This is a genomic window from Saccharopolyspora sp. MMCC62, assembly GCF_057736575.1.
Genome location: NZ_JBYKCM010000003.1, coordinates 698,491 through 721,229, shown reverse-complemented (window position 1 = coordinate 721,229; position 22,739 = coordinate 698,491). Strand labels below are relative to the sequence as shown.

The window sequence follows — 22,739 nt, the reverse complement described above, 5'->3', positions numbered from 1 at the left end:
TCAACGCAGTCCGAACCGTTCTGACTCCGGCTGGACTTCAACCACCGTCGCTGCTCACTCATCACATTCGCTCCAGACTCAGGATTCGTCGGGCCATCGCCCTGCGCGTTTCCGCCGCACCGAGGGCGATGCCGTCCAGGTGGTCGACGGCCTGGCGGTACGCCCCGATGTCGTCGTCCTCGTGCAGGAACAAGGTGGAACGGCGGTTCTCCAACTGCACGATCGGCGTGGACACCTCCGATTCGAGCAGGGTGAACGCGCCTTCCAGCGCCGGTTGCCAGCCGCTGCGGAACGGAACCACGCGCAGCTCGACGTTCGGGCAACGTCCGCTGTCGACCAGATGCCGCAGCTGCGCCGCCATGATCCCGGCGTCGCCGACGATCTGGTGCAGCACGGCCTCGCCCAGGAACGCCCGCAAGGTCACCGGATCGCTTCGGGTCAGCACTTCGCGGCGCCCTAGCCGCAACGCGACCCGCGCGGACACCTCGCTCGACGGCACTCCACCCGCGCCCATGATCGACCGGATGTATCCCGCTTCCTGCAGCAGACCCGGCACCAGCAACGGGGAGACCGCGGTGATCCGGGTCGCGGTCTGCTCGAAGTCGATCAGAGCCGAGAGCTGCTGGTCGCGCTCGGGCAGCGCGGTCGCCACCCACGGCGGGTTCTTCGTCTCGTAAGCGAGCGACACGATCTCCTGGAAGCGCGGCCCGTTGACGTCCAGCGCCCCGAGGATCTGCGCGACCCGCTCCGGCGTCAGCGGCCGTTCCCCGTTCTCCCAACGGGAGATCTCCCCGGAGTGGCGGCCGATCCGCTCCCCCAGCTCGCGCAACGTCACCTGGCGTTCGTTGCGGATCTTGCGCACGGCGATGCCCAACGCGCGCGCTTTCGGAGTCGCTGCCACCTGCTCACTCCCCGGTTCTCGTCCGCACGGCACTCGACCGAGGTTCACCCGCTGCGCAGGCGGCAACTCGGTTGAGGCGATCACCATGCTCCTACGAAGATCACTACTACCAAAACGCGGCGAAACTACCAGCGGATTCGGCAACAACCCGGTCGCAGCGGAAGTGGCGTCGCGGATTCACCTGACCGAGCAGGGGGCTGATCGATGAAGCACTACGAACCACCCGAATCGATGATCGAACACCGCGCGGACGCGACGGAGACCTCCGGCTGGACACCACTGGAACGGACCATCCGCACCTGCTACTACTGCCGCCAGCCGTACCGGGCCGCCATCGACGCGACCAAGTGCGAACGAATCCACGAAGCTCTCGCCACCCTCGCCCGGAGCGACGGCGATGGCGGTTCATGACCGGTGCGGATCAGTCGTCCCGCTCCCCGGCCACCACCCGGTGGCCGGCTGCACGTGGATGACCTCCGTCCTGGCACCCGGATGGCACCTGGTGCCCGCGCGCTACGAAACGTTCCGAACCCCCTGCGCCTGCGGCCACTTCCTCACCGGCCCGGTGCACCGCCGCCTCCTGAACAACCCACCCGCCGAAAACCGGTGCGCGGGCTGCGTGACATTAGTGTTCCGAGGTCACGTGCACATCGACCGACAGGTCAAGCCGTCCGAACTTCACCAGGCCGACCCTGCATCAGACACAGGACGAAATCTGACCGAATCAGCATCGACGTAGCCAAATCCTGTGTCCGGCGAACGCGTCCGCGGATTCGCAAACCTAGACATCCCGGCCACAGCTTCACTCACGAACCACTGGTTTCCGTGGGCGATCGATGAAGTGCCGACATCACGAGAGTCACCAAACGCAACGCAGCATCCCAATCCGCCTGCGATAGCGATGGAAACTGTTCTTGAACATCCACTGGAACAGGAATACCTTCGGTGAAATTCATGATATCAACAATCGGAACCCGGCCATCCCCCACGGTAACGACTTGGGATACTTGATCGTGGAACATTTCCACATCACTCACGTGTATTTTTTCCGCACACGCGACGTTCTCGTCTGTCTCGGAACCAAATTCGATAATCGATTCACGAATCCTAAGAATCAGGGCATCTGCATCCACCTGCGACTGCTTTGAGACGGCGAGCAGTGCGCCAATGAAATCATCTCTAGGGTTCGCCACAGATGTCACCTTCTCTTGACGACGATACCGTTGACCCGCTGATTGAACTCGTCTAGCTTGTTCGCAGGAATGGCATACCTTCCAGGCTCATTGGTCGGTTTCACCTCGAACCCATTTTCCTGCATCCACTGCCTGGTTCCAGGCTTGGCATGAATCTCGAATGAATGCGTATAGTTCTTACCTTGCCCAAGCGTTCTCGGGTCCACCGTGCCGCGATCTCCGATCCACTTGGGGTTGTTATGGTGGGGCTCCGGCTTAGGCGTAAGCTTACCCCCAGCCTCATTGATCGAGTCAGCTTCACTCTTGCTCCCATACCGCTCAAAGATCTCATCACTACACTTCTTCTTCCGCGCGAGACCGAGCGGGTCGGAGAACTCCATCGGATTCGAAACGTAGGCGTGACTATCCATGCCGCCGAGCAGCCCGATCGGGTCATTACTGCCGTACCGCCCCGTAGCCGGGTCGTAGTGGCGGTGGAAGTTGTAGTTGAGGCCGGTTTCCGGGTCGGCGTACTGGCCCGGGAAGCGCAAGGGCGTGTAGGCGCCGGTGCGGCTGTGGTCGAGGGTGTTGCCCCACAGGGTGGTCCGGTGGAACCAGGCCACTCCGCCCTGGTCGTTGATCAGCTCCGCCGGGGAGCCGACCAGATCGGTGACGATCGAGTAGAACTGCTGGTCCACCCACTGCTGCGGCGCGTGGCGCAGGGGTGCGCGTTCGCGCTGGGCCAGCGGGCGGAACGAGCCGGGTTCGTAGTCCCAGACCGTCACGTGCAGGTCGGCGAACTCCGGGCCGCCGACGCCACCGGGACCGGCTCCACCGCTGCGGGCCTGTTCGGCGAGCACCACCCCGTCCCAGGTGAAGTCGACCTGTTCCAGCACCCGGTCGCCCGGTCCGAGGCGCTGCTTGGCGACGCGGCGGCCCAGCGGGTCGTAGCGGTAGCGCCAGCGCGAGCCATCGGGGGTGAGCACTCCGGTCAGCCGGTCGTCGGCGTCCCAGAAGTACCGCCAGGTGTCGGGCTTGTGCGACAGCCGCCGGCGCTGGCGCAGGACCATGCGGCCTTGGTCGTCGTGCTCGTAGCGCACCGAACCGGCCCGGCGCACGAGCGTGCCGGAGTACTCGCGGTCTCCTACGGCGTCGGCGTCGGGCGAACCCGCGGGCACCGGCCACGCCGCATCGGTGACGTTCCCGGCGGCGTCGTAGGTGTAGCGCTCGGTCCAGCCGCCGGCCTGCACCGTGGTGACGCGGCCCGCGCGGTCGAGTTCGAAGGTGCGGGGGCCGGTGAGGGTGTCGTCAACGCCGGTCAGCAGGCCGTCGGCCCGGTAGCGGTAGGAGCGCTGCTGGACCTGGTGCCCGGTGGCTCCGGTGATGTGCTGCGCCAGCAGCTGGTGGTTGGCGTCCCAGTGCTGGTTGAGCACGGCGTTCGCGCCGAGCGCGCGGGAGGTCTCGTGCCCGGCGGCGTCGTAGTCGAAGCGCAGCGTCCGGCCGCCCGCGTGCAACGCGGTGGGCTGGTGGGCGGTGTTGAACTCCCACGCGCTCTCCGCGCCGGACGGCGTCCTCCGCCGCACGCGCCGACCGAGCGCGTCGTAGGCGGAGTGCACGGTGCGTCCGTTGACGCTCTCCGCCAGCACCCGCCCGGCGGCGTCGCGCTGGAAGCGGATCTGGGTGTCGGAGTCCATCGCCTCGGCGAGTCGCCCGGCCAGGTCGTAGGTGAACGTCGTCGTGGCGCCGGGGGTGCGGCGTTCGATGACGTCGCCGAGGACGTTGCGCACGAACGTGGTGGTCTCGCCGACGCCGTTGGTGCGTTCCAGCAGCTGCCCGGCCGCGTCGTGCCGGTAGCCGACCTGGCGGCCGTTGAAGTCGGTCTCGCGCACGAGGTTCCCGGCTTCGTCGTAGTCGTAGCGCCAGACGAGCCCCTGCTCGTTGGTGACGCTGGTCAGCCGCAGTTCGGTGTCGTAGCCGAACTCCAGCCGGGTGCCGTCGGGCCGCACTTCCGCCGAGGGCAGGTCGAAGTGGGTGACCTCGGTGTGGGTGGCCTGGCCGAGCGCGTCGACGTGGGTGCGGAGGTTGCCTTCACCGTCGTAGAGCCACCGCTCCGTGGCGCCGTCCGGCAGGGTGCGCCACGCGGGTTCGCCGTCGATGGTCCAGCCGAACCGGGTCGTGCCGCCGAGCGGATCGACCACGGCCGACGCCCGGCCGAAACCGTCCCGCTCGTACCGGGTCGTCGCCCCCGCGGCGTCGATGATCGACAGCGGCAGCCCGGCCGCGTCCGTTTCGATGCGGCGCACTCCGCCCAGCGCATCGGTGATCGCGGTGAGGTGGCCGTGCTCGTCGTAGGTGTAGGTCGTCGCCGCGCCCAGCGGGTCGAGCAGCCGCGTCAGGTTGCCGCGCTCGTCGTACTCGCGGCGGGACACCGTGCCGTCCGGGGCGATCACCGTGGTCGGCAGCCGCAGCTCGTTGTATTCGAAGCGGGTCTGCGAACCGTCGGGGCGGGTCGCGGCCAGCAGGTTGCCGATCTCGTCGTACTCGTAGCGCACGGTGCGCCCGAGCGGATCGGTCCGCGACAGCAGCCGGTCGAACTCGTCCCACTCGGAGCGGACCTCGTGCCCCGCGGGGTTCACTTCGCGGATCGTCTGGCCGCGTTCGTTGAGGTGGTAGGTGGTCCGCTGCCCCAGCGAGTTCGTCCAGCTCGTCACCCCGTCCTCGTAGGACATGGTGCCGCTGAAGAAACCACCGGAGCCGTCGGCCTGCACGACGCGGCCTTCGTGGTCGTAGCCGTAGCGGTACCAGGCGCCGTTGCGGTCGGTCCAGCTCGTGATCCGGCCCGTGTCGTCGTAGGTGAACGTCAGCGGCGTGCCGGAGGCGTTGGTGACCTCGGTGAGCCTGCGGCCGGTGTAGCCGTAGCGCACCAGCTGGAGGTCGTCGCCGTCGGCCGCCTCCCGCAGGTGCAGCGCGGTGATCAAGCCGTCCTCGGAGTCGACCCGGATGCGGTAGCCGCCGCTGTGGCGGATCTCCAGCGGAGTTCCGGCCGCGTCCCGGTCGAAGTCGATGCGATGCCCGTTGCGGTCGGTGATCGCCAGCAGCGGCAGCACCGCGCGCCCGACGCCGAAGTGCAGCGTGCGGCCCTGCTCGACGTCGGTGATCGTGAATCCGTCCGCGGTGCGGGTCAGGGCGCGGCGCGGGCCGGTGCGCGGCAGCACCGGCGAGTCGTCGGCGGGCAGCGGGTAGAACAGCAGCGTGCCGTCGTCGGCGGCGAGCGACACCTCGTTCCCGTCGACCTCCAGCCGCTGGTCCACTGTGGATGACCAGCTCGGGCCGAAGTGCCGCCCCACGCGGTACGACGACAGGTGCGTCCGGTGCAGCACCAGCGGCAGCACGCCCGCCAGCTCCACGTCGGTCTGCGCGAGCACCATGTCGCCGCTGGCCACGTCGATCGGGTCGCCGCAGGTGTTCTTGTCCTTGTCCGGCACGCGTTCGGCGTCGGCACCGCGGTTGTTGCCCTGGATCGACGAGTCGTCGGGAGAGCCGGTGCGGCCGGACGGCGATGTTCCGCTCGGACCGCCGGGCGCGTCGGCGCCGGACGGCTTGGTGCTGTCCGGGCCGGAACCGCCGAGGTCCGGACCGGTCTGGTGCCCGTTGCTCGACGGCGGTGCGCTGGTGCTGCCGGTGGACGCTGGGCCGGAACCCCCTGGCCGCCCGGCCTGCGCCGTCTGCCGGATGCTGTCCTGCGCGCCGGAGACGCTGCTGCTCGCGTCGATGCTCCCGTGCCGCTGCGACGGCCTGCTCGGCGCATCACCACCGCCGTCGCCGTTGCCACCGCGAGGTCTCCTGGCCACGATCCCGCCTTAACGTAGGTCCGGTGCGAATCCCGGTCAGCCGTCGATGAGCTTGGTGAGGTTGGTCAAGCTGTCGATCAGGTCGCCGATGTAGCCGGTGATCTTCCCGACCCACTTGACCACGGCGGACGCGATCTGCGCGGCCACGACCGGGATGGTCACCACGAAGATCGCCTCCGCCGCCCACACGATGACCCGCGCCACCAGGTCCGCGATCAGGTCCCGCACCATGTCGCGGGTCATCTGGACCAGGCCGCCGGCGCCCTCGGTCGCGGCGGCCATCGCGGCGGAGGTGGCGCCGAGGCCGCCGACCGCGTCCACGTTCGCGCCCATCATGTCGCGGTAGGCGTCGGCGGCCTCCCCTTCCCAGCCGGGCAGGTCGCGTTCCAGGTCCGCCTTCAGGTCTTCGGACATCGATGCCAGTTCCGCGGCCATGTTCGTCCACGTGCCGGCGTGGGAGGCGACGACGTCGGGCATGCCGGTGAGTTCGTCGAGCATTTCCCGCAAGGGCTCGAAGTGCTCCATCGCCCAGCCCAGGCCGTTGGACAGCAAGGTGCCGAACGGGTCGAGCACGGCGGACGCGACCTCCAGGCCGACTCCGACGCCCGACAGCACTCCGCTGGTCCAGTCGCCGCTCTGGATCGAGGTGACCAGGCCCTCGATGCTGTCGGCGGTGCTCGCCCCGGTCCACGCCTTCTGCGTCGATTCGACTGGCGCGACCAGGGAATCGCCGCTCACAGGCCACCTCCGGCGGCCCGCAGGTCGTCCCCGGTCTCGGCTTCGCGGCGGTCGTAGTCCTCGGCGGTGTCGCGCAGCGCCTGCGCGGCCTGCGCGAGGTTCTCCTCCACGAACGCGAGCAGCTCGTCCTGGTTCGAGTGCCGTCCTTCCAGCACCCCGGGGATCCAGGAGCACAGCACGCCGTAGGCCTGGTCGTCCTGCGCGATGTTCGCGCTCGCCGACTTCACCGCCCCGAACCGCGCCTGGATCGCCTCGATCTTCTGCGCGTGCGCGCGCAACTGATCGGCCTCAACGCCGAACCCGTCCCCCATGGTCAGCTCCGGAAGTCCTTCGTCACGTCGTAGTCGTCGTAGTCGTCGCGCGGAGGCCGGGCGGGCCGCTCGGCGGGCTCGGCCGGGTCCGGTCCGCTGCGCAGCCGGTCGCCGAGCCGCTGCGCGATCTCCCGCCCGGCGGCGGAATCCGCGCCGAGGGTGTCGGTGACGATCTCCTGCGACCGGTCCGCCGCCTGGTTGCGCGCGGCCGCGAGGGCGGCGAGCACCGCCCGGGACACGACGTCCGGGGACTTGCGCTTGATCTCGTCGGTCAAGCGCAGGTCCACCATCGACCCGGTGGAGTCGACGGTGACCTGCGCCAGGCCCTGCGGATCGCCCGCGGTCACCCGGATCTCGCCGATCCGCTCGCTCATCGCCTGCGTGTTCGCGGCGACCTGCTCGGCGCGCTGCCGCCACGCGGCGAGCCGTTCGCGGGCGGCGTCGGGGTCGAGGACGTCCTCGTTCATCGCTGGACCACTCCGATCGCCACGGCCACTCCTCCGGACACGTTCGACACCGCTCGCCGACCAGCGTCGCAGGCGCATCTTCCCGATGGCCGGGAACGCCGGTCGATCACTCGAACAGCCTAGCCGCCGGTGATCGCCGCGCGGACGAGTTCCAGCGGGTGGTGCGCGGCGCGCGGAGTGCCGTGGGCGATCTGCTGGCGGCAGGACACCCCGGTGGCGGCGATGAGCGTGGTGTCCGGTTCGGCGCGCACCGCGGGGAACAGCCGGTCGGCGCCGACCGCCATGGACAGCTCGTAGTGCTCGGCCTCGAAGCCGAACGAGCCCGCCATGCCGCAGCACCCGGCGTCGAGCTCCACCACCTCCGCCCCGGGGATGCGGCGCAGCAATCCGACGGTGGCGGCGGTGCCGACCTCGGCCTTCTGGTGGCAGTGGCCGTGGAACAGCATCCGGCGGCCCGCGGGCCAGGTGTCGGCGGAGAGCACCAGGTCGCCCGCGTCGATCGCCTCCGACAGCAGTTCCTCCAGCTGCCGCACCCGGCCAGCGACGGCCCGCGCGGCCGGATCGTCCGGCAGCAGCGACAGCGACTCGTCCCGCAGCGTCAGCACGCAGGACGGTTCGCACCCGACGATCGGCGCGTCCGAAGTGGACAGCCGAGCGACGAGATCGCGGGCCTTCGCCTTCGCGTCGTCCACCAATCCCTTCGACAGGCTGGACCGCCCGCAGCAGCCCTCCGAGACCAGCTGCACCTCGTAGCCCGCACGCTCCAGCAGCTCCACCGCCGCCCGGCCGATGCCCGGCTCGGTGAACGTGGTGAACGAATCCGCCAGGAACAGCACCGGCCCGCGCGGCGCCGGACCCGACGCGCCCCGGCCCGCCTCGCCCCGGCCGCGGAACCAGGAGGCGAGGTGGCGGCGGTGGAACCGCGGCAGCGGCCGGTGCTCGGTGATGCCCAGCGCGCGCCGCGCCAGCCTGCGCAGCAGCGGGATCCGGCCCGGCAGGTTCGACAGCGGTGCCGTCGCCGCACCCAGCCGGTTCAACGCCCGGATCGAACCGAACACCCGCGAGCGCAGCGGCACCCCGTGCAGGTCGTGGTGGTGCGACAGGGTCTCGCTCTTGAGCTTGGCCATGTCCACGCCCAGCGGGCACTCGCTCTTGCACGCCTTGCACATCAGGCACAGGTCGAGCACCTCGTGCAGCCGCTCGTCGCCCAGCGCCGCCTTCGGATCGGGTTCGGACAGCGCCTTCACCAGGGCGTTCGCCCGGCCGCGGGTGGCGTCCTGCTCGCGGGTGGTGGCCATGTAGGACGGGCACATCACGCCGGTGGTGCTCTTCCGGCACAACCCGATGTTCATGCACCGGTCCGCGGCGCCGCGCATCCCGCCGACGACCTCGAAGGACAGCCGGGTGCGGAACGGGCCCGGCACCGGTTGCTCGGCGTCGCGCAGGTGCTCGGTCATCGGCGGCGCCTCGACGATCTTGCCGGGGTTGAGGGTGCCCGCCGGGTCGAACAAGTGCTTCACCCGGCACATCGCCGCGTACAGGTCCTCGCCGAACAGCTCGCGGTTGAACTCGCTGCGGGCCAGGCCGTCGCCGTGCTCGCTGGAGTTCACCCCGCCGTACTCGGCGACCAGCGACTTCACCTCTTCGGCGACCGCGCGCATCGTCGCCACCTGGCCGGGTTCGGCGAGGTCCACGAACGGCCGGATGTGCAGGCAGCCCACCGAGCAGTGCCCGTAGAACCCGGCGGTGAGGCCGTGCCGGTCGAGGATCTTCGCGAACTTCGCGGTGTACTCCGGCAGGTGCTCGGGCGCGACGGCGGTGTCCTCCACGAACGCCAGCGGCCGCCGGGTGCCCTCGCCCGCGGCCATCAGCAGGCCCAGGCTGGACTTGCGGACCTTCAGCAGCGACTCCTGCTGGGCCGGGGTGACCGCCTCCAGCGTGTGGTAGCCGTGCCCGTGCCTGCGCCACCGCGCGCTGAGCCGCCGCAGCCTCGCCACCAGCTCGTCCTCGTCGTCGCCGGTGAAGCTGACGAACAGCAGCGCGTCCGGATCGCCGTCGAGGATGGTGCCCAGCGAGGCGTACTCGATGCGCTGCCGGGACAGGTCCAGGATCGTGCGGTCCATCAGCTCCACCCCGGACGGGTCGCAGGACAGCGCGTCGCCGGTGGCGGCGATCGCGGCCTGCGTGGAGGTGAAGTGGCCGACGGCGATCACCGTGCGCCGCGGTTTCGGCACCAGTCCCACCACCGCCTCGGTGGCGATCACCAGCGTGCCCTCCGAACCCACCACGAACTCGGCGAGGTCGAACGGGCCCGGGGCGGCCAGCCGGTCCAGCCGGTAGCCGCCGGCGCGGCGCCAGAACTCGGGGAAACCGCTGGTGATCGCCCCGTCCGCGACGATGTCCGGCAGCTCCCGGTGCAGCCGCGCCGCCAGCCCGGAACCCGCCGCGCGCCGCAGCCGCTCCGCCTCGTCGACCGGGCCGAACCGTGCGGTGGAGGCGTCCGAGAGCACCACCGACAACTCCCGCACGTGGTCGATCGTCATGCCGTGCCGCACCGAACCGCTGCCCGCCGAGTTGTTGCCGATCATGCCGCCGAGCGTGGCGCGGTTGCTGGTCGAGGTGTCCGGCCCGAACATCAGCCCGTGCGGGGAAGCGGCCCGGTTCAGCTGGTCCTGCACCACGCCCGGCTGCACCCGCGCGACCCGCGCCTCCGGGTCCAGCTCCACGATGCGGTGCAGGTGCCGGGAGAAGTCGAGCACGATGCCCGGCCCCACGGTCTGCCCGGCGAGGCTGGTGCCCGCGCCGCGCGGCACCACCGGCACGCCGTGCTCGGCGGCGGCCGCCACCACCGCGGACACGTCGGCCGCCTCGCGCGGGAACACCACGCCCAGCGGGAGGATCGAGTACATGCTGGCGTCGCGGGAGAACAGGTGCCGGGTGTACTCGTCGAACTCCACCTCCCCGGCCACGTCCGCCTTCAGCCGCCGCTCCAGGTCGCCCATCACGCCTCCCCCAGCGCCGCCAGCGCGGCGGTGATGCCGCGCTCGTCGAACGGGACGCCCGCCGCCGCCAAACCCAGCTGCACCGCGGACAACGCCCCGGCCAGCCCCGCGTCGTTGAGGTGCCCGAGGTGGCCGATGCGGAACACCCGCCCCGCGAGCCTGCCCAGGCCCGCGCCCAGCGAGGTGTTGCACCGCTCCAGCACCACCCGCCGGAACTCGTCCGCGTCGAACCCGTCCGGCAGCAGCACCGCGGTCAGCGCCGGGGAGTGCTCCCGCTCGTCCAGGCACAGCACCTCCAGCCCCCAGCCGCGCACCGCCGCCCGCGTCGCCGCGGCGTGCCGCAGGTGCCGCCGGAACACCGCGGGCAAGCCCTCCTCGTCGAGCAGCGCCAGCGCTTCGCGGAGGCCGTAGAGCAGGTTCGTCGCCGGAGTGCTCGGGAAGAACCCGCGCTCGTTCGCCGCCAGCTGCGGCCGCCAGTCCCAGTAGGACCGCGGCAGCCCCGCGGATTCGGTGGCGCGCAACGCCTTCGCGCTGATCGCGTTGAACCCGAGCCCCGGCGGCAGCATCAACCCCTTCTGCGAGCAGGCGATCGTCACGTCCACGCCCCACTCGTCGTGCCGGTAGTCCACCGAACCCAGCGAGGAGATCGCGTCCACCAGCAGCAGCGCCGGATGCCCCACCGCGTCGAGCGCCCGTCGCACCTCGGCGATGCGGCTGGTCACGCCGGTGGAGGTCTCGTTGTGCACGGCGCACACCGCGCGGATCTCGCCGTCCGGGTCGGCGGCCAGCCGCTCCCGCACCACCTCCGGGTCGATGCCGTGCCGCCAGTCGCCCGGGACGAAGTCGACACGCAGGCCGAGCTTCTCCGCCATCTCCCGCCACAGCGCGGCGAAGTGCCCGGTCTCGAAGGCGAGCACCCGGTCGCCGGGGCTGAGCGTGTTCACCAGCGCCGCCTCCCACGCCCCGGTGCCCGAGGACGGGTGGACCACCACCGGGCCGGTGGTGCCGAACAGCGGCCGCAACCCCGCCAGCACCTCGGCGGCGAGGGCGGCGAACTCGGGTCCGCGGTGGTCGATGGTGGGTGCGGACATGGCCCGCAGAATGCGATCCGGAACGTTCGTCGGGCCGGGAACGTGCAGGAAGTGCCTGCCGATCGGCTGCGCCATCGGATTCTCCCCTGGTCTATTCAGAACTCTTGACCGTCAAATGTGCGCGGGGTCATACTCTCCCGGCACGAGACGTTGATCTCGCTTCACGGAAATGAATTCAGCTCCCTTCCCGAGCCGACGACCGCCTCGAATTCAGGAGCACCATGTCCGTACAGATCTGGTCCATCATCGGGCTCGTCCTCATATTCCTCCTCGCCACGCTGCGCTCGGTGAACATGGGAGCAGTGGCTTTCCTCGGAACATTCCTCATCGGCACGTTCCTGGTCGGCGACAGCGCTGACGAGCTGTTCGGCGGATTCCCCGGCGACCTGTTCGCGGTGCTCGTCGGGGTCACCATGCTGTTCGCCATCGCCAAGGCGAACGGCACCGTCGACTGGCTGATCCACGCCGGAGTCCACGCCGTGCGCGGCCGGATCGCCCTCGTCCCGTGGGTGATGTTCCTGGTCACGAGCCTGCTGACGATGGTCGGCGCGGTGGTGCCCGGTGCGGTGGCGATCATGGCTCCGATCGGGCTGAACTTCGCCGCCCGCTACCGGATCAACCCGATGCTGATGGGTCTGCTCATCATCAACGGCGCCACCGCGGGCGGGTTCTCGCCGATCAGCATCTTCGGCGGAATCACCAACGGCGTCGTCGAGCGCAGCGGCCTGCCCGGAAATCCACTGCTGCTCTGGGTGAGCCAATTCGGGTTCAACCTGGTGTTGAGCGTGGCGGTGTTCTTCCTGTTCGGCGGACGCGAACTGCTCGGCAGGAAAATCGATTCTGAATCCGAATCCGAGACCAGCGGGACCGATCTTCAGCTCGACTCCCAGCGCGTGCTCACGCTCACCGGATTGCTGTTCCTCGCGGTCGGCGCGCTCGCCCTCGAATTCGACGTGGGATTGCTGGCGCTGAGCATCGCCACCGTGCTGTGCGTGCTGCACCCGGGCACCGCGAAGTCGTCGGTCGCCGAGGTCGCCTGGCCGACGGTGCTGCTGATCTGCGGCGTGGTGACGTACGTGAGCATGATGGAACGGGTCGGCACCATCGAGTTCCTCGGCGCAGGCGTGGCCGGGATCGGTGCCCCGCTGCTGGCGGCCTTCGTGATCTGCCTGATCGGGGCCGCGGTGTCCGCGTTCGCCTCCACCACCGGCATCCTCGGGGCGCTGATCCCGCTGGCGGTGCCGTTCCTGCTCACCGGTCAGGTCGGCGCCATCGGAATGATCATCGCGTTGACGGTGTCCTCGTCCGTCGTGGACTCCTCGCCGTTCTCCACCAGCGGCGCGCTGGTCGTGGCGGGCGCTCCGGCGGAGCTGCGCGACACCGTGTTCCGGCGGCTGATGATCTGGGGGCTGAGCATGATCGCGGTCGGCCCGGTGGTGTCCTGCGCACTGTTCGTGCTGCCCGGCGTGCTGTGATCGGCGGGCGCGGTGAGCACCGGAGCGGCGGGGCGGACCGGCTAGGATTTCGGGATGAGCGAAGGAATGCGCACCGTGCTCTCCGCTTTCCGGGTGCTCGAAGAGGTCGCGCACACCCAGCCCGCCGGGGTCGGCGACCTCGCCCGCCGGTTGCGGATGCCGAAGAGCACCGTGCAGCGGGCGCTGCGGACGATGTGGACGGCGGGCTGGATCTGCCCGGACGGCGCCGACGTTACCCGCTGGGTGCTCACCACCCGCGCCTTCCAGGTCGGCCAGCGCGCCATCGCCGACATCGGTGTGCGGGACGCGGCGACCGCCGTCATGCACGAGCTGCGCCGGGAGACCGGCGAGACGGCGCACCTGATGGTCCGGGAGGGCGATCACGCGGTGCTCATCGAGCGGATCGAGACCGAGCACCCGATCCGCGCGGTGGTGCCGCTGGGCAGCAGGGTGCCGCTGCACGGTTCCTCGAACGGGAAGGCGATGCTGGCGGCGATGCCGCGAGAGGCGGTGCGCCCCATCCTCGGCGAGGAACTGGTGCGCTACACCGACAACACGATCGTGGACTGGGCGGAGTTCTTCGCGGAGCTCGACCGCGTCGCCGAGCTCGGCTACGCCGCGAACACCGGCGAGTGGCGCGCCGACATCTCCGCCGTCGCCGCGCCGATCTTCGACGACACCGGGGAGCCGGTGGCGGGCCTGTCGATCTCCGCCCCGGCCGACCGCATCACGCCGGAGCTGCGGGAGCGCTACGGCGCGCTGGTCGCGGAAGCCGCCGCCCGGGTGAGCGCGACGCTGGGCCACCGGCCCGCGGTGCTGCCCGGCTGAGCCCATCCCGGCATCACCGGCCGAGCCACTGCGGCCGGCGCTTCTCGGTGAACGCGCGCACGCCCTCCTGGAAGTCGGCGCTGCCGTAGCAGGATTCCACCAGGTCGTCCCCGGGCGGCAACGCGTGCTCGCGCAGCCTGCGCACGGCTTCCTTGCTCGCGCGCATGGTCAGCGGCGCGTGCCCGGCGATCCGCCCGCACAGCTCGGCGACCCGATCGTCCACTTCGGACCCGGGCAGCACTTCGGAGGCGAGCCCGGCGCGTTCGGCGGCCGCGGCGTCGAGGAAGCCCGCCGTGCAGATCAGGTGCATCGTCCGGCCGGCGCCGATCAGCGACACCAGCAGCGCGTAGTTGCGCATCGACAGGCAGTTGCCGACGGTCCGCGCGATGGGCAGCCCGAACTTCGCCCGCTCCGAGCAGATCCGCAGGTCGCAAGCCGCGGCGATGGTGAGCCCGCCGCCGGTGGCGTACCCGTCGACGACGGCGATCGTCGGCACCGGGATGCGCTCCACCGCGTCCAGCACGGCTTCCACCCGCCGCTCGTAGTCGTGCCCGGCGGCGGCGCCGTCGAACTCGCGGAACTGGGCGATGTCGGTTCCCGCGACGAACGCATCTCCCCCGGCGCCGCGCAGCACGGCGACCCGCACGTCGGGTTCGGCGGCGACGCGCGCGCAGAACTCGGCGAGTTCGTCGTACATCCGCCAGGTGAGCGCGTTGCGGGCTTCGGGCCGGTCGAAGGTGGCGGTCGCGACGGCGCCGTCGACGTCGATGCGCACCCGCCCGCTCATGCGACGGCTCCTTCGGCGCGCAGGGCGCGGATCTCCTCGTCGGTGCGGCCGGTGGCGCGCAGCAGTTCGTCGGTGTGCTCGCCGAGCCCTGGCGCGGGAGTGCGGATCCGCCCGGGGGTGCCGCTGAGCTTCACCGGAATGCCGAGCGAGCGGATCGGGCCTTCGTCGGGGTGGTCGAGTTCGACGACCATCTCGCGGGCGAGCGTGTGCGGGTCGGTGCAGGACTCGGCGTAGTCCCGGATGGGCCCGGCGGGCACTCCGGCGTCGAGCAGCAGCTCGATCCACTCGCCGGTGTCCCGGCCGCGCAAGGTCGCGGTGAGTTCGGCGGCGAGCGCGGCGCGGTGCCGGACCCGGTCGGTGTTGGTGGCGAACCGCGCGTCGGCGGGCAGGTCCGGCCGGTCGAGCACTTCGCACAGCCGCAGCCACAACCGTTCGTTGTTGGCGCCGATGGTGAGGTGCCCGTCGCGGGTGGGCAGCGCTTCGTAGGGCGCGTTGACCCGGTGCGCGGAGCCGAGCCTGCCGGGGGCCTTGCCGGTGGCCCACAGCTCGGCGGTCTCCCAGACGGACAGGGCGAGGGCCGCGTCGTACAGCGAGGCGTCCACGGCCTGGCCGAGTCCGGTGGTGGCCCGGGACAGGCAGGCGCTGAGGATGCCGACGGCGCAGAACAGCCCGGCGGACAGGTCGGCGACGGGCACCCCGGACTTGGTGGGCGGCCCGCCGGGTTCGCCGGTGACGCTCATGATCCCGCTCATGGCCTGGGCGATGAGGTCGTAGCCGGGCCGCCGGGCGTACGGCCCGGTCTGGCCGAAGCCGGACAGCGAGGCGTGGATGATCCGTTCGTTGTGCTCGCGCAGCGCCGGGTGGTCGACGCCGAGCCGGGCGGCGACGCCGGGCCGGAAGCTCTCCACCACGACGTCGGCGTCGCGCACCAGCCGGTAGAAGGCGTCGAGCCCCGCGGCCGTCTTGAGGTCGAGCGCGATGCTGCGCTTGTTCCGGTTCACCGCGAGGAAGGCCGCGCTGGTGCCGCGGGGCAGCCGGTGCCCGGTGGCCTGGCGGGTGGCGTCGCCGCCGAGCGGTTCGACCTTGATCACGTCGGCGCCGAGGTCGCCGAGCAGTTGGCAGCAGTAGGGCCCGGCCATGACCTGGGTCAGGTCGAGCACGGTCAGGTTCTCCAGCGCGAACGTCATCGTTGCCCGCCGATCTGTGCCGTCATGCGGCACGACCTGTCTGTGACGGCATAACCGTACGAGCCCCGCGAAGCCGCGGTCAAGGTTCGGCAGAACCCCAGGTGAGAGCACGTGACCCCACGTGACTTAGATCACATATCGACTTCCGGCCCACCTGAAATACACAGCCCCGGTGTGGCGATTCACCGGGCGGGAGAAGGTCGAGCAGTGGCAACGAGAGGCCGGTTGGAGCCTTGATCAGCCTCCAGCGACGTTCCCCCGGACATGAATCACGTCGCGTTGTCACAGGAGACTCGGATGAGCCACATCGTCGTCGCACTCTCGGTCGAAGCCGTCGGACTGTTCGCCATCGCCGGGGCGATCACCGCGTGGACCCGCTCGGTCCTGCGGGCCACCCCGCGCTGAAACCGCATCCGCGAACACAGCAGAGCCCCGCTGCCAGGCACGGCAACGGGGCTCTGCTGTGTCCGGAGTCAGCACTTGGGCTGCGTCCGGAGTCGGCACTCGGGCCGCGCCCGGAGTCAGTCCTTGGCGCCGACCAGCACCTTGGCCTCCTCGTGGTCCACGGCGGCCGGCGGCGAGCCGGGCAGCCGCTTGCCCGCGGACTCCTTCGCGAAGTAGATCGCGACCGCACCGATCACGCCCGCACCCATCAGGTAGTAGGCGGGGACGTCCAGGTTCCCGGTGAGCGCGATCAGCGCCGCGATCACCGTCGCGGTCGTGCCGCCGAACAGCGACACCGAGATGTTGAACGCGATCGACAGCCCGCCGTAGCGGATGTCGGTCGGGAACAGCGCGGGCAGCACCGACGGCGAGGTGGAGTTGAAGCACAGCAGCATCAACCCCATCAGCATCAGGCCGCTGAACGTGGCGACTGTGCCGCCCGCCTTCAGCAGCATGATCGACGGGATCGCCAGCACCACCAGCAGCACGCAGCCGGTGTACATGATCGGCTTGCGCCCGATCTTGTCGCTGAGCCTGCCGATGAACGTGATCAGCACCATCGACACCAGCAGCACGATGATCTGCAGCACCTCGGACATCGTGGACGAGGTGCCCGCGTGCCCGTTGTCGGGCAGCGTCTGCGTGAGGTAGGTGGGCATGTAGCTGGTCAGCACGTAGTTGGTGACGTTGAAGACCAGCACGATGCCACCGCAGACCAGCATCGCCGGCCAGTGGTTGACGAAGATCTTGCGGAACTCCGCCAGCGTCTGGTTGCCCTCGCGCCCCTCGGACTCCGCGGCGATCTTCGCGAACGCCGGGGTCTCCTCCAGCTTCATCCGGAGGTACAGCCCGATGCCGCCGATCGGACCGGCGATCAGGAACGGGATGCGCCAGCCCCAGGCCAGCAGGTCCTCTTCGCTGAGCAGCAGCTCCAGACCGGTGGCGAAGCTGGCACCCAGCGCGTAGCCGGTCAGCGTGCCGAACTCCAGGAAGCTGCACAGGAAACCGCGCTTGCGGTCCGGCGCGTACTCCGCGATGAAGGCCATCGCGCCGCCGTACTCACCACCGGTGGAGAAGCCCTGCAGCAGCCTGGCCAGCAACAACAGCATCGGCGCCGCGACGCCGATGGCGTGGTAGTCGGGCAGGATGCCGATGATGAACGTGCTGATCGCCATCATGATGACGGTCAGCGACAGGACCTTCTGCCTGCCGATCCGGTCGCCGAGCGGCCCGAAGAACAGCCCACCGAAGGGCCGCACCAGGAAGGCCGCGGCGAAGGTGCCGAGCGTGGCGATGGTGCCCATCGTCGGCGAGAGGCCGGCGAAGAACACGCTCTCGATCTTCACGGCGAGGTAGGAGTAGACGCCGAAGTCGAACCACTCCGTGACGTTGCCGATCGCGGCCGCACCGACCGCCCGGCGAATGACACCCGGTTCAGTGACCGTCACGTCCTCTACCGAGAAGTCGTCCGATTCCGCGTTGGACGAGCTTGCCCCTGACAAAGAGAACACCCCTCTTATCCATTCTCGTCGCCCACCCCCGGGGCGACTCGTCGAGGCTCCTGCTCGACAACTCTTTTTCGACCTTGGGGAGACACCTTAGTGCCCCGAACGGGTCAACCGAAATCCGTCCCTTGAAATTCATCCGCGCATTCGTTCGAATAGTCCGATTTGCACTTTACTCGCCGCCACCTGGCGACTTGGACATTCAAACCTAAGTTCACATAGCGGTCGCCGTTCGGCCGAGCGGGATGTACGCACAGTGATCGACCATTTCGTGATCGACGTCTCCGAACTTCGGTTCGAAACTTGTCACTAATAGTGAGAAATTGCGCGTGCAGTTCCACCGATCTAGCGATCGAGAACCCCGATCCGGGGACGATCACCTACTTTCGTACGCCCCGTACGCAGCATTGCTCGGCCTCCAAGATCGGTGCTAAAAAGTGGAAATCAACTCCTGAGTCCGGCCGCTCGACCGCGCCGCCGACGAACTCGGGAATCGTGGCCGCGATGAGGGGAAATCGCCGTCGCACCGACCACCGGTCGAACCCGGATCCGACCGCGCACCGCCGGTCCGGCCCGCACTCCCGGACCACCACCGCACAACTGGGGGCTCCACCGTGAAGCAACCGCTGTCGTTCCACGTGCTCGGGCCGCTCTCCGTCGGATACGGCGGCCGCTGCCTGGACATCCCCGGCGCCAAGCAGCGCATCCTGCTCGCCGCACTCCTCGTCAAGTTCGGCCAGGTGGTGTGCGTGGACGAACTCGTGGACCGGATCTGGGGAGCCCGACCACCCTGTCGACCGCGCCGCGCACTGCACACCTGCCTGACCAGGCTCCGGCACTCCCTCGCGGACCTGCCGGACGCACCGGGGCTCATCCGCACTTCCAACGCCGGGTACTCCGTGCACGCCTCGGCCGAGACGCTCGACTTCGCCCGCTTCACCGACCTGCTGGGACGAGCGCGGGCCGCGGGCGCCGCCGCGGACCTGCCCCGCGAATCCGCGGCCCTCGGCGAGGCGCTGTCGCTGTGGCGCGGCGAGCGCGCGCTACCGGACGTCGCCTCCGACTCGCTGCACCGCGACGTGGTGCCCGGGATGCACCAGCTGCGCATCGAAGCGCTGGAACGGCGCGGCGAGCTCGAACTGGAGCTGGGCCACCACCGCGAACTCGTCGGCGAGCTGCGCGCGCTGACCTCCGCGCACCCCTTCCACGAGCGGTTCTGGCAGCAGCTGCTGCTCGCGCTGTACCGCTGCGGCCGGAAGGTGGAGGCGCTGCTGGCCTACGCCGAGCTGACCTCGCACATCCGCGAAGGGCTCGGCGTCGAGCCCGGGCCGCAACTGCGCGACCTGCACCTGGCCATCCTGCGCGACGACCGCGTTCCACCACTTCACACCGCGTCGTAGCTGCCCGGGCCGCAGCGGCCCAGGTCGGAACGCTCGACGTCGGAACGGCCCGCAGTGGAACGGTCCGCCTCGGAACGGCCCACGTCAGCACGGCCCACGTCAGCACGGCCGGGGTCGAGGCGAGCACCGTCGAGGCGGGCGGCGTCCCGGTGAGCGGGGCGTCGCCCCGGCTCCTCCCGGCACGCCGCACCGCTCGACCGCTCCGCGCCATCCGGGTCCGCGCCACCCGGCCCCGCGGAGTCCGCCGCATCGGCCGACCGGCTCGATTCCACCGAGCCGCGCCGCCGCCAGTACACGAAGCCCAGCACCACCAGCACCAGCACCGCCACGGCCGGGATCGCCCCGAACGCCCCGGCCAGGCGCGAGTACGAGGCGCCCGCCAGGTAGCCCACGCTGCCCTCACCGCAGGCCCAGACCACCCCGGCCAGCGCGCTCCACGGCGCCATCCGGCGGTAGGACAGCCCCGACGCGCCGATCAGGTGCGGGGCCACCGAGCGCACCAGCGGGACGAACCGGCACGGCACCAGCGCGGGCCCGCCGCTGCGGCGGAACAGGTCGCTCGCCCGGTCCCACGCGCGCGGGACGCGACGCGCGAACCGGGTCTCCCGCAGCCGGGGACCGAGGTGGTAGCCGGTCCAGTAGCCGAGGGCGTCCCCGCACACCGCGCCGACCGAGGCGGCCAGCACCACCGCCCACGGTTCCAGCGTCCCCGCGTAGACGAGCGCGCCGGCCACGAGCAGCGGCCCCAGCGTGGGCACGAACGGGCTGATCACCAGGATGCCCTCGGTGAACACCAGTCCGGCGAGCAGGCAGTACGCGGCGAGCGGCGGCAGGTGCGACAGCCAGTCGGCCGGTGACGGCATCAGCGGTCCTCCGCGGCGGGGGCGCGCAGGTGCCAGACGTGCGCGGGCGGCAGGTTCCACCACACGGTGGAACGGCCGACGCCGCAGCGCTCGACGAACTCGCGCTCCACCGCCATCGCGGCCCGGTGCCGCCGGGACTCCTCCCGGCCGCTCACCAGGGTCCGGGCCCGCTGCGTGCCCAGGTAGCCGAAGAAGGTGAGGTGCCCGCCGGGCACCAGCAGTTCGAGGTGCCGGTCCAGCAGCGCCCGCACCTCCTCGGGTTCGAAGTTGGTGAACGGCAGCCCGGAGACGACCACGTCGTAGCGCGGTTCCAGCGGCGCGTCCAGCACCGAGACCTCGTGCAGCGCGATCCGGTCGGCGACCGCGGAGAGCGCGAACTCGGTGCGCAGCGCGGTGTCGAGCATCCGCACGTAGTGCGGGTTGACCTCGACGACGTCCAGCCGGTCGGCGGGCCCGATCCGGTCGGCGAGCTCCCGCGTCACCACCCCGCTGCCCGCGCCCACTTCGAGCACCCGGGTGGGCGGCCGGTGCTGCGGTGGCAGCAGCGGGTCGGCGAGGCGGGCCGCGAGCCGTCGGCTGCTGGGCGCGATCGCCCCGGTGACGCGGAAGCTGCGGAACGCCTCGCGGGAGAAGGCGAACCGTCCGGGCGGCGTGCTGCCGCTGGTCTGCACTGGGTCCACGTCGATGCACGCTACTGGCGGGATCGGCGGCCACCATCGGTCTGTCGGCCACGGAGATCCGGTACGAAAGTAGGGGGTTTCCGCTGCCTATGCTCGTCCCTCGTGGCGACGAAGCGGAACCCGGTGGCGGTGGCACCACCCCGTGCGCGGTGGTGGGCCGAGGCGGCGGTGCTCGTCGCGGTCTCGCTGCTGTCCGCGCAGGAGGCGTACGTCCGGGCCGGGGGCGTGCTGCTGAGCCCGCAGGTCGGGGCGGTGCTGCTGGCGGGGCTCGCCCTGGCGTGGCGCGGGCGGAACCTCGCGGTCGCGGCGGTGCCCGCGGTGCTGGTGGCCGCGACGCTGGGCACGGTGCTGCCGCTGCTGGTGGTGCTGTACTCCTGCGCGAAGCGCGGCAGGCTGGTGGTGGCGGCGGTGTGCGCGGCCGCGGCGATGGGCGGGAACCTGTTGCAGCCGCAGCAGTCGTTGTGGGGCACCCGGGTGTACGGCCCGCTGCTGCTGCTGGTGGCGGTGGTGGCCCTGGGCATGTGGGCGGGCGGCCAACGGCGGCTGGTGGCGAGCCTGGCCGCGCAGGTCGACCACCTGCGGGTGGAGCGGGAGCTGCGCGCCGAGCAGGCGCGGCTGACCGAGCGCGGCCGGGTCGCGGCGGAGCTGCACGACTCGCTGGCGCACTCGTTGAGCGTGCTCGCGCTGCACACCGGTGCGCTGCAACGGCATTCGGACGAGCTGCCCCCGCAGGTCGCGGACCGCATCGACCTGCTGCGGGCGACGTCGACGGAGGCGTTGCGGGACCTGCGGGACGTGCTGGCGGGGTTGCGCTCCCCGGACGGGGGCGGTGTTCCGGAGCCGCGCCGGATGCGCGATCTGGAGGCGCTGCTCGCGGAGGCGCGGGCCGCCGGTCAGCAGGTGGACGCGGAGGCGTCCGGCGATGCCGCGGCGCTGCCGTTCAGCCACCGGCTGGCGATCTACCGGCTGGTGCAGGAGGCGCTGACCAACGCGCGCAAGCACGCGCCGGGTTCGGCCGTGCGCGTCCGGGTCCGGCACGGACCACCGGAATCCACTGTGGACGTGAAGAACGAGGTGGGCGCACCGGTGGAGCGCGACGCGCCGAGCGGCTACGGCCTGGTGGGGCTGGCCGAACGGGTCGAGGCGCTGCACGGCACCCTGGAGCACGGTCCTTCGGGCACCGGCGGCTGGCGGCTGTCGGCGCGCATCCCGGCCCCCGCCCACTCCTCGGGAGCAGCATGATCCGCACGCTGATCGTGGACGACGACACGCTCGTCCGCCTGGCGCTCGCCGACATCCTCACCGACGCGCCCGGCATCACCGTGGCCGGGCAGGCCGCGGACGGGCTGGCGGCGGTCGAGCAGGCCGCGGCGCGCCGGGTGGACGTGGTGCTGATGGACGTGCGGATGCCGAAGCTGGACGGCATCCAGGCGACCGAGCGGCTGCGCGCGCTGCCGGACCCGCCGCAGGTGGTCACGCTGACCACCTTCGACCTCGACGAGTACGTGTACGGCTCGCTCGCCGCCGGTGCCGCCGGGTTCCTGCTCAAGGACAGCGAACCCGCCGAGATCGTGCGCGCCGTGCAGGTCGTCGCGAGCGGGCAGGCGATGCTGCACCCGGCGGCGGCGCGCAGGCTCGTCGACCACTACCACCGGGGCACCGGGCCGGATTCCACCTCGGCGCGCTCGAAGATCGAGCGGCTCACCCCGCGCGAGCGGGACGTGCTGCGCCGGCTGGCGGCGGGCGACGGCAACGCCGAGATCGCGACCGCGCTGGGCATGCGGGAGAGCACCGTGAAGGCGCACGTGAGCCGCATCCTCGCCGCGCTCGACGTGGGAAACCGGGTGCAGGCCGCGCTGTGCGCCTGGGTCGCCGACCGGGCGGGCTGACCCGCTCGGCTCGGATTCGACGTCGCGGCACGGATTCCGCACCGCCGCGACGGCCGTTCTCCTGCGGTGAAACAGCTTTGAAGGCGGACTGAAACCGCCGCCCCCTAGCGTCGGGTCCCGTTGGGCCTCCGACGGATTGGGAGCGGTC

19 protein-coding genes are annotated in these 22,739 nt (G+C 70.8%); 6 read left to right on the top strand and 13 right to left on the bottom strand.

What is annotated here, in order from left to right; all coding sequences use genetic code 11:
- Positions 1–61: 61 nt before the first annotated feature.
- Positions 62–901 carry a helix-turn-helix domain-containing protein gene (locus tag AC29IT_RS10485; protein ID WP_488218568.1) on the bottom strand — a complete coding sequence of 280 codons (840 nt, stop codon included), beginning with the start codon at positions 899–901 and terminating at the stop codon, positions 62–64.
- 204 nt (positions 902–1,105) lie between these two features.
- On the opposite strand from AC29IT_RS10485, the gene AC29IT_RS10480 reads away from it, so the two are divergent.
- Complete coding sequence (locus tag AC29IT_RS10480; RefSeq protein ID WP_488218567.1) at positions 1,106–1,312, top strand: hypothetical protein; 207 nt, start codon at positions 1,106–1,108, stop codon at positions 1,310–1,312.
- A 395-nt stretch (positions 1,313–1,707) separates the two neighbouring features.
- Here the strand turns inward: AC29IT_RS10480 and AC29IT_RS10475 are convergent, their stop codons facing one another.
- From AC29IT_RS10475 to AC29IT_RS10445, 7 genes are all read right to left on the bottom strand, one after another.
- Positions 1,708–2,103, bottom strand: coding sequence for a hypothetical protein (locus tag AC29IT_RS10475; protein WP_488218566.1), 396 nt, complete (start codon positions 2,101–2,103; stop codon positions 1,708–1,710).
- Positions 2,100–5,924 (bottom strand): DUF6531 domain-containing protein, encoded by a 3,825-nt coding sequence (locus AC29IT_RS10470; protein WP_488218565.1) that lies wholly within the window; start codon positions 5,922–5,924, stop codon positions 2,100–2,102. Before AC29IT_RS10470 ends, AC29IT_RS10475 begins: the two co-directional genes overlap by 4 nt.
- Before the next feature lie 36 nt (positions 5,925–5,960).
- Positions 5,961–6,662: a WXG100 family type VII secretion target gene (locus AC29IT_RS10465; protein ID WP_488218564.1), complete on the bottom strand. Its 702-nt coding sequence runs from the start codon at positions 6,660–6,662 to the stop codon at positions 5,961–5,963.
- Positions 6,659–6,973: a type VII secretion target gene (locus AC29IT_RS10460; protein ID WP_488218563.1), complete on the bottom strand. Its 315-nt coding sequence runs from the start codon at positions 6,971–6,973 to the stop codon at positions 6,659–6,661. Before AC29IT_RS10460 ends, AC29IT_RS10465 begins: the two co-directional genes overlap by 4 nt.
- Before the next feature lie 2 nt (positions 6,974–6,975).
- Entirely contained in the window at positions 6,976–7,440 is a 465-nt protein-coding gene (locus AC29IT_RS10455; protein WP_358433200.1) for a YbaB/EbfC family nucleoid-associated protein, read from the bottom strand.
- A gap of 119 nt (positions 7,441–7,559) precedes the next feature.
- Positions 7,560–10,442 (bottom strand): FAD-binding and (Fe-S)-binding domain-containing protein, encoded by a 2,883-nt coding sequence (locus AC29IT_RS10450; protein ID WP_488218562.1) that lies wholly within the window; start codon positions 10,440–10,442, stop codon positions 7,560–7,562.
- Entirely contained in the window at positions 10,442–11,608 is a 1,167-nt protein-coding gene (locus AC29IT_RS10445; protein WP_488218561.1) for a pyridoxal-phosphate-dependent aminotransferase family protein, read from the bottom strand. Before AC29IT_RS10445 ends, AC29IT_RS10450 begins: the two co-directional genes overlap by 1 nt.
- Before the next feature lie 146 nt (positions 11,609–11,754).
- Between AC29IT_RS10445 and AC29IT_RS10440 the strand changes: the two genes are divergently transcribed.
- Both AC29IT_RS10440 and AC29IT_RS10435 read left to right on the top strand, forming a co-directional pair.
- Positions 11,755–13,008 (top strand): SLC13 family permease, encoded by a 1,254-nt coding sequence (locus AC29IT_RS10440; protein ID WP_488218560.1) that lies wholly within the window; start codon positions 11,755–11,757, stop codon positions 13,006–13,008.
- Positions 13,009–13,062: 54 nt separating this feature from the next.
- The gene (locus AC29IT_RS10435) at positions 13,063–13,836 is read left to right on the top strand and encodes an IclR family transcriptional regulator (protein WP_358433190.1); all 774 of its coding nucleotides are present in this window, start codon (positions 13,063–13,065) and stop codon (positions 13,834–13,836) included.
- Positions 13,837–13,849: 13 nt separating this feature from the next.
- Here the strand turns inward: AC29IT_RS10435 and AC29IT_RS10430 are convergent, their stop codons facing one another.
- From AC29IT_RS10430 to AC29IT_RS10420, 3 genes are all read right to left on the bottom strand, one after another.
- Positions 13,850–14,623 carry an enoyl-CoA hydratase/isomerase family protein gene (locus AC29IT_RS10430; protein ID WP_488218559.1) on the bottom strand — a complete coding sequence of 258 codons (774 nt, stop codon included), beginning with the start codon at positions 14,621–14,623 and terminating at the stop codon, positions 13,850–13,852.
- Positions 14,620–15,810, bottom strand: coding sequence for a CaiB/BaiF CoA transferase family protein (locus AC29IT_RS10425; protein WP_488218558.1), 1,191 nt, complete (start codon positions 15,808–15,810; stop codon positions 14,620–14,622). The genes AC29IT_RS10430 and AC29IT_RS10425 overlap by 4 nt, the downstream gene beginning before the upstream one ends.
- A 521-nt stretch (positions 15,811–16,331) precedes the next feature.
- Positions 16,332–17,702 (bottom strand): MFS transporter, encoded by a 1,371-nt coding sequence (locus AC29IT_RS10420; RefSeq protein ID WP_488218557.1) that lies wholly within the window; start codon positions 17,700–17,702, stop codon positions 16,332–16,334.
- Positions 17,703–18,373: 671 nt separating this feature from the next.
- Here AC29IT_RS10420 and AC29IT_RS10415 point away from each other — a divergent pair.
- Positions 18,374–19,159 carry an AfsR/SARP family transcriptional regulator gene (locus AC29IT_RS10415; RefSeq protein ID WP_358433179.1) on the top strand — a complete coding sequence of 262 codons (786 nt, stop codon included), beginning with the start codon at positions 18,374–18,376 and terminating at the stop codon, positions 19,157–19,159.
- Here AC29IT_RS10415 and AC29IT_RS10410 read toward each other — a convergent pair.
- Together AC29IT_RS10410 and AC29IT_RS10405 are read right to left on the bottom strand one after the other, a co-directional pair.
- The gene (locus AC29IT_RS10410) at positions 19,144–20,022 is read right to left on the bottom strand and encodes a DedA family protein (protein ID WP_358433177.1); all 879 of its coding nucleotides are present in this window, start codon (positions 20,020–20,022) and stop codon (positions 19,144–19,146) included. The genes AC29IT_RS10415 and AC29IT_RS10410 overlap by 16 nt on opposite strands.
- Positions 20,022–20,702 (bottom strand): class I SAM-dependent methyltransferase, encoded by a 681-nt coding sequence (locus AC29IT_RS10405; RefSeq protein ID WP_358433174.1) that lies wholly within the window; start codon positions 20,700–20,702, stop codon positions 20,022–20,024. The genes AC29IT_RS10410 and AC29IT_RS10405 overlap by 1 nt, the downstream gene beginning before the upstream one ends.
- 102 nt (positions 20,703–20,804) lie before the next feature.
- Between AC29IT_RS10405 and AC29IT_RS10400 the strand changes: the two genes are divergently transcribed.
- Together AC29IT_RS10400 and AC29IT_RS10395 are read left to right on the top strand one after the other, a co-directional pair.
- The gene (locus tag AC29IT_RS10400) at positions 20,805–21,944 is read left to right on the top strand and encodes a sensor histidine kinase (protein ID WP_488218556.1); all 1,140 of its coding nucleotides are present in this window, start codon (positions 20,805–20,807) and stop codon (positions 21,942–21,944) included.
- A complete protein-coding gene (locus AC29IT_RS10395; protein ID WP_358433168.1) occupies positions 21,941–22,591 on the top strand; it encodes a response regulator transcription factor in 651 nt (216 codons plus the stop codon). Before AC29IT_RS10400 ends, AC29IT_RS10395 begins: the two co-directional genes overlap by 4 nt.
- The last annotated feature ends 148 nt before the right edge of the window (positions 22,592–22,739 follow it).